This is a genomic window from Nitratidesulfovibrio oxamicus, from assembly GCF_015731765.1.
Classification (GTDB): Bacteria; Desulfobacterota; Desulfovibrionia; order Desulfovibrionales; family Desulfovibrionaceae; genus Cupidesulfovibrio; species Cupidesulfovibrio oxamicus.
On the sequence record NZ_VRYY01000715.1, the window covers coordinates 1 to 709 of the forward strand.

Consider the following 709-nt stretch of genomic DNA (forward strand, 5'->3'; position numbering starts at 1 on the left):
GCGCTGGGGCTGGCCGTGGCCCTTGCCGCACTGTTCATGCAACTGGCCGATGCGGACCATCCCCCGGCGGCGGCCACGGCGGCCATCCCCGTACTGCTGCCCCTGCCCATGCCGCCGCTGCTGCTGCCGCTGCACATGGCCTGGGGCGCCGTGGTGGCCGTGCTGGCGGCCATGACGTGGAACGGCGTGTGGTTCGCCTACCCCGCGCCTGAAGGCGAAAACTGTCCGAAGTGTCTTGGGCTGCATCAGGACAGGACGGAAACCGGCGCCTTCCTTGCCTGCGTGCTGGGGACGGCGCTGATGGCGCTGCACCCCCTGGGCAACGGGCTGTACGAGGCCGGACTGGGCATTTTGGGGGTTGGCGGGCTGGTCTTTGTGCTGCACCCGGTGCTGACCGCCCTGTCAAGCGCGCGGGAGGGGGCCCGGACAAGCGCGGGACAACGCTGACAACCCCCAATCCCGCCCCGCAGCCCTTGCGCCGCCGCGCCCCTGCGCGCACGTGTACAGTCACGAAAAATATGCTATGCGGCACCAAAGCCTATAACGGCAAGCACTCACGCTTGCCGTGACCGACAAGGAGGCTGCAATGGCACACGAAACTCGGACCATCCTGAACACCCGGTGTATCGGCGGGCTGCTGCTGGCGGCCCTGCTGGCCGTGGCCTGCGGCATGGCCGTTGCCGCGCCCGCCCAGGCGGCCCCGGCAGAC

The 709-nt window shown here is 69.7% G+C and carries 1 protein-coding gene; it reads left to right on the plus strand.

The features are described from left to right. Positions 1-447 (plus strand): HPP family protein (locus FVW20_RS17580; RefSeq protein ID WP_196610599.1); only part of this gene is annotated, 447 nt, incomplete at its 5' end. Positions 448-709 lie beyond the last annotated feature (262 nt).